At 57.2% G+C, this 5,698-nt stretch carries 3 protein-coding genes and 3 pseudogenes; all 6 read right to left on the bottom strand.

What is annotated here, in order from left to right:
• Positions 1-185: 185 nt before the first annotated feature.
• Complete coding sequence (locus HP459_RS20685) at positions 186-401, bottom strand: ogr/Delta-like zinc finger family protein (protein ID WP_171936757.1); 216 nt, start codon at positions 399-401, stop codon at positions 186-188.
• A 70-nt stretch (positions 402-471) separates the two neighbouring features.
• Positions 472-1,572 (bottom strand): annotated as a pseudogene (locus HP459_RS20690) (phage late control D family protein).
• On the bottom strand, positions 1,569-2,054 hold the full coding sequence (locus tag HP459_RS20695; protein WP_171936758.1) for a phage tail protein: 486 nt from the start codon (positions 2,052-2,054) through the stop codon (positions 1,569-1,571). The pseudogene HP459_RS20690 and the gene HP459_RS20695 overlap by 4 nt, the downstream one beginning before the upstream one ends.
• Positions 2,054-5,496: pseudogene (locus HP459_RS20700) on the bottom strand (phage tail tape measure protein). The gene HP459_RS20695 and the pseudogene HP459_RS20700 overlap by 1 nt, the downstream one beginning before the upstream one ends.
• The gene (locus tag HP459_RS20705; protein ID WP_007848878.1) at positions 5,489-5,608 is read right to left on the bottom strand and encodes a GpE family phage tail protein; all 120 of its coding nucleotides are present in this window, start codon (positions 5,606-5,608) and stop codon (positions 5,489-5,491) included. The pseudogene HP459_RS20700 and the gene HP459_RS20705 overlap by 8 nt, the downstream one beginning before the upstream one ends.
• A 14-nt stretch (positions 5,609-5,622) precedes the next feature.
• Positions 5,623-5,698: pseudogene (locus tag HP459_RS20710) on the bottom strand (phage tail assembly protein); the annotation flags it as partial.

The following is a 5,698-nucleotide window of genomic DNA, read 5'->3' on the forward strand; positions in this document are numbered from 1 at the left end:
AATACGCTAAACAAGTTGCGGCAGGATATTATGACTACGCAACCATTAAGCATCTTGTTAAACAAGGCAGAGAAATTCCCGAAGAGTGAGCCACGTCTTCACTAATCATTCATTGCGCTAAATGATCTCTTCTAGGAGTTTTTATTGTTTATAAGTTTCCGAACGAAAAAACCCGCCGTAGCGGGTTAGTAAGAAAGCTGTTGCTGCATCCCTTTGGGATGCGGAGGTGCGGCGCTAATTTTCTCCGGACGACAAACCGAACGCACAAACGTTTCATGTGTCACGAACGTATGCCCGCACTCAATATTGGTACACTGGTTGTAACGCTCTTTGGTCTGAGTGGAGACTTGAAAACTGCTGCGTGTGTGTGCGGCCTGAGCGCACAACGGACAATTCATCATTTATCAATCCCCCTTTTATCTTTGCTTAATTCGCAATAATGATACACCATTATTCAATACTGAGAACCACTTATTCCATTTCGAGATCGTCAATTTTCACCTCAAACTCAATGCTGGTTGTAAAACCACTGTCAGCGTTGACCGTATGCGTGAGCGTGGTGATCGTCCATTCCGCTTCATCAATAGGCTGTTTAAAGCCGCTGACCTTCACCGGCATTTCGGTATACAGATCAGCCCTTCCCTCTGCGAGCTGCAGGGAGAATGTTGCCACCCCGCGCTGCAGGCGCTCCCACTGCATCTTTGCCGCTCGCTCTGCATTGCTGCGGTTTGCATAAGTCCTGTTGAGTACCAGCACGTTTTCATCCGTTCCAACCAGGTAATCTCCCTGTTTTGCTTCCAGCTCCTTTGCCGCAGTGGTTTTCTTTCGACGGCGCTTAACCTTTGCCGTCTCTTTTTTCTTAGGCTCACGGGTATGGAGCCAGCTGGCAATTACCCCCGTATAGGCATCGCGATCAGCCAGGGTAAAACGATGACCGTCACCGGCCTAGCGGGTTATGGTGATAACCGGCAGCGGCTTACCGCTTGCCGTTCTGCCCTGCCCCTGGCGGATAAACAACAGATTGCCGTCCTTAACTGAGGCTATCGCCCCATACTGCCGCGCCAGCTTCATCAGGAAACTCGCATCGCTCTCGTTGGTCTGGTCAAGATGATCGACAGGCTTGTCCAACAGGTCCTTTCCCAGCGCCATCTTTAATTTATGCCTGCCCGCGATTTCCTTCACGACTTCGCCCACCGTTGTCTGGTGCCAGGACTTTTCACGCCGCGTATTCAGGGTTTCACGGAAATCTGCGCTACGCGCGCGAATTGTGAGACGGTCAGGCGCTCCGCTGTGCTCAATCTCATCGACAGTAAAGGCCCCTTTCGGAAAAAGCGGCTGACCTTTCCACCCCAGCGCAAACTGAATAATGGCCCCCCGACGCGGCAGAACGATTTGCCCGTCCGAGTCGTCCAGTTCCAGATCAAGCTGGTCCGCTTCAAAGCCCCGGTTATCCGTCAGCGTCAGACTCATCAGGCGCGCATCCAGCACGGTAGTTACATCTTTACCTTCAATGATGATACTGAAACCGGGGGTTTTGCTGTTCAGGTTCAGGAGATCAGAGCTGAAATTCACTGCAGTAACCCCCCAACCGTGTTTTTCATTTTGCCTATCGCAGAGGTGGCGGAGTCCTGCAAATTACTGAGCTGATCGCTGAGGCTGCCAAACATATCAGACAGCGATTCATCCACCCGTTTCAGGCTCAGCGAAAATTCGATGCGCCGGGGCATACCACTCTCAAAAAATTCCGTTTTTGTCTGGCTCAGACTCTCGATCACAAACATGCCGTAAATTGTCCCGCTCCCCTCAATCAAAGGCCAGGCCTTCCCCAGCTCCGCCATCTGCTCCAGCGCCAGTAAAGACAGCCTGCCGCCGGTTATCTCCGGCAGCAGGACGCCGGACAGCGTAAGCGAATCGTTATCCGGCCCAAGAAACTGCGTTGACGGGCGCCGGTTAACCCGGCTGTTGGCAGCGTGCCGCCAGCTGCGTTGATACTGCAACTCCTGATAGGGCACGGTGCGCAGCATGAATACGTATAACCCCAGCACCATCATCATTATTCGTAACCCCCTCGATCACTGAAATTACTGCGTGTTTTTGCCCTGGCCCTGCGCTCACGCTCATCAAGCTGCCGGGCCACCTCGCGGGCGATATCCTGCGCGCTTTGCCCTGGCTGGGCGACAATATGTATTGGCGCGCTTATCTCGTACTTAATTACCTGCGGCTGTCTTTCTGCCTTCGCCGACGGCGCCGGTTGCGTCCTGACAGGTACACTGTACGGATGAATTGGCGCGGCTTCTGCCGGGGCAGCCGCCAGGCCCATTACGCCAGCGACCACGGAAGCGAACACCTTCTGGCGCATAGCCATCGGGTCAGCCCTGTTATCCGTGATTTCCGTAACTGCCGGTGCTGGCATGACAGCCGCAGCGATATCAGCCAGCTCCGCAGCACGATCCCGACCAGGACGATTTACCGGGGCGTTAACAATCTCAGGCGGCAGTATTACCTGCTTTCAGGCCGTTGCTCCGGGCTGGCTGTTACATCACGAACCGGGCTTACCGTTGCCGCCAGTTTCACCAGTTCAGTAGTGCGATTGATTACCGGAAGATTTGCCGGACCATTCACACTATCAGGCGGCAGAACTATCCCGCGTTCAGGACGTTGTTTAGCGCTGGCCGGTTCCGTCCGGGAAGGATTGAGCGTTGCCGCTACCCTCGCCAGATCAGCAGTCCGTTTCCTGCCGGTGACATTGGCGGGTCCGTTAACAATCTCAGGGCCATTCTCGCCCACGATGCCGAACTGGCCGCGCGGAATGGTACCGCCGCTGTCGTACATGCCCGCAAAACCCATCGTCGGGAATCCGCCAGGCGGCAGCACCACTTTACCGTCTGTGTTTACCGTGGCTGGCTGCTGCCGCGTGACCTGCTCAGGAAGCTTCGCTTTGGCCGCCTCCTTGCTGACAATGCCGAGTTTTTCAAGCAGCCAGGACACGCCCGATTTAAGCGAATCCAGCGGGTGCATGACCATGTTCAGCCCTGCCGCCAGCGCCTCCCCAAACTGCCGCCCCATCGACGCCGCGCTTTGCAGCTCTGCAGAGGTGGATTTAACCGGCGTCAGCAGATCAGTAAACCAGCCCCACAATGCCTGGACCTTGTCACCTATCCACTGGAAAACAGGCTGCAGTGGCTCAAACGCCGCATTGATAAGCGCAGCCGCAGCTTTGAATCCTTCAACCACTCCGCCTAAAAATGCGCTTATCGGCTGCCAGTATTTCCAGACAACCAGCGCCACGCCAGCCAGCGCCGCCACAACGAGCCCTATCGGACTAAGCAGGGCGCCCAGCAACCCAGAAATCCCGTACAGCGCAACGCGAAGGAGAGCCAGCGGGCCGGACGCCAGAAAACGCAGCACGCCACCGGCTGCGGATAATCCCCCGCGCAACGCGGCCAGCGGATTCATTACCATGCCGATAATGTTGCGAATACCAGACATTCCGCCGCGAAGGACAGCAAGCGGCGCACCGGCCAGCGCTTTCAGCGCGTTGCCAGCCAGCCCGGCAGAACGGCGCAGGGAGTTAAGGGGAGGCGCCAGCAATCCGGCGCTGCTGCCGGATGCAGCCAGGCCACGGCGCAACAGGGAAAGTGGCGCATTTGCCAGCCAGGACAGCGCGCCGCCGGTGCGGGTCACTGCAGACATAACGGAGGGGAGTGTTTTTACACCCAACACGGACAGGCCAAAACGGATCACCGCCAGCGGCCCCAGCACGGCAGCCACGGCCACCGCCAGCGTGCCGAGCACAACGGTGATCGCAGCTGTGGCTGCCGCCACTTTCATCAGCGTGCCCGCAAGCTGCGGGTTAGCCTCAACCCATCGACGCAGTGCCCCGGTAACGTTTTTGACGTACCCCATGATATCCATCAGCGGCTGGCGCAGGGTTTCCCCCAGGCTACTGAAAGCGTTCTGCGCGCCCGTTTTAACAAGCAACCACTGCGCGGAAAGTGAATCCTTATTGATATCGGATTCTTTCTGCATGGAGCCGTTAGCCTCAGTGCCTGAGGTGAGTTTCAGCTGTCGCTGCCGCTCCGGCAGGTTGTTTGCAAGCTTCGCCGCATCGTCGCCAAACTCCTTGCCAAATATCATCGTCATGGCGGACAGGCGTTTATCCTGCGGCAGCTTGTTGACCTTCTCCAGCACGCGCTGAATGGTCCCCATTGCGTCCTTTGTCATCTGCTTTTCAATCTCTTCTGGATTGAGTTTCAGCAGATCCATACCTTCCATGAACCGCTTGCTCTGCATGGTTGCAATCGACAGTTCGCGCACCATCGCATTTGATGCGCTGGCGGCAATTTCGGGCGCGGCGCCCAGAGACAGGAAGGTGGAACCCAGCGCGGCCGCCTTTCGGAAATCAAGCCGGTCGGCCACGCCCCCCATGCGCTGCAGCACATTGATGATATCGCCGCCCTTAGACATGGCGTTATCGTCCAGGTAGTTCAGGGCATCGCCAAGCTGTTCAATATTTCGGGTCGGCACTTTATACAGCTGCGCGATTTTACCCAGCCCCTCCGCCAGCTCATCAGCGGGCAGCTCGAATGCCGTTGCGGCCTTTGCTGCAGTGGATGCAAAGGCCAGCAGGTCACGCTTCTGGTCTTCGTAAGAATCATTCTGGTTTGTCACGCCCATGCGGGCGCCACCCTCAACCAGCGCGGCATAGTCGATGGCGCCATTCTCCATCGGCAGCTGTTCACTGGCGGCCTTGATGGCATCCTGCATGTCGTAAAACTGTTTTGTGCGGTTGCCGTTGTCGTCCCGCAGCCCGTTAACCTGCTTTGCCACGCCTTTCATCGCATCTTCCATGCTGGCATAGCTTTTAACGGCAGCCATCACCGGCGCGCCCATCGCCAGCCCGGCGGCAGTAGTCGTTGCTCCGGCGCCCGCAATACGATCCCGCACCTCAAGGCGCCGCGAATACTGATCGCGGACCGCGTTCATACGGGCCTGCTGCTCGCCCAGGCGTTTAAGGGATTTCTGCTGTCGGTCCAGCGCCTGCCGGGTTTCGTCGGCATTCTGCCGCAGCTCCCGCTGCGCACTGCTCAGCTTTTTGGTGTCCAGCCCGGCCTCATTGAGCGCAAGACGCTGACGCTGCACCGACTGACGCAGGCCGTTGTATTTGCTCTGCAGCTCGTTAACGCGGTTTTTTGCCTGCTCCAGCAGACGCGCCTGCGCCGCCGTCGGCCGGTTAGTAGCCGAGAACTGCGTGGCAAGCTTCGCCGCTTCTTCGCGTGCGGCTTTAAGACTGTTGCCGGTGACGGCCAGCTGCGCGCTTGCCTTGCGGAAACCGTCAATACGGCCCGCCTGGGCGTCCAGTTCTTTTAATCTTGCGCGGCTTTGCTGAATGGCGGTAGCCAGCTCTTTAGAACTGGCCTGCGCTGATCGGAATGGGCGGGTGAGTTTATCAACCGCATTTAGAATTACCTGCAAACGCAGGTTAGTGTCACTCATCGCTGGCCCCGCTTCTCTGAATCGCTTTATGCCGCCACTCCAGCACTTCGGTCAGCGGCATAACGTCAGTGACGGACGGCGGCCAGTGAAAAATGGTGGCGATATCAGCCACCAGGTCTTCTACCGTCAGGCTGTCGGCAAACCGGCAAGCACCGATTTCTTCAACAAAAAAGTGACCACCTCAACCGACAGCGCGGTGAGA

The sequence above is a fragment of the Enterobacter sp. CM29 genome, assembly GCF_013179605.1.
Classification (GTDB): domain Bacteria; phylum Pseudomonadota; class Gammaproteobacteria; order Enterobacterales; family Enterobacteriaceae; genus Enterobacter; species Enterobacter intestinihominis.

Bases quoted from the DNA above. Each gene is read 5' to 3' on its own strand.
- HP459_RS20685 (WP_171936757.1), bottom strand. From the start codon at position 401: ATGATGAATTGTCCGTTGTGCGCTCAGGCCGCACACACACGCAGCAGT.
- HP459_RS20695 (WP_171936758.1), bottom strand. From the start codon at position 2,054: ATGATGATGGTGCTGGGGTTATACGTATTCATGCTGCGCACCGTGCCC.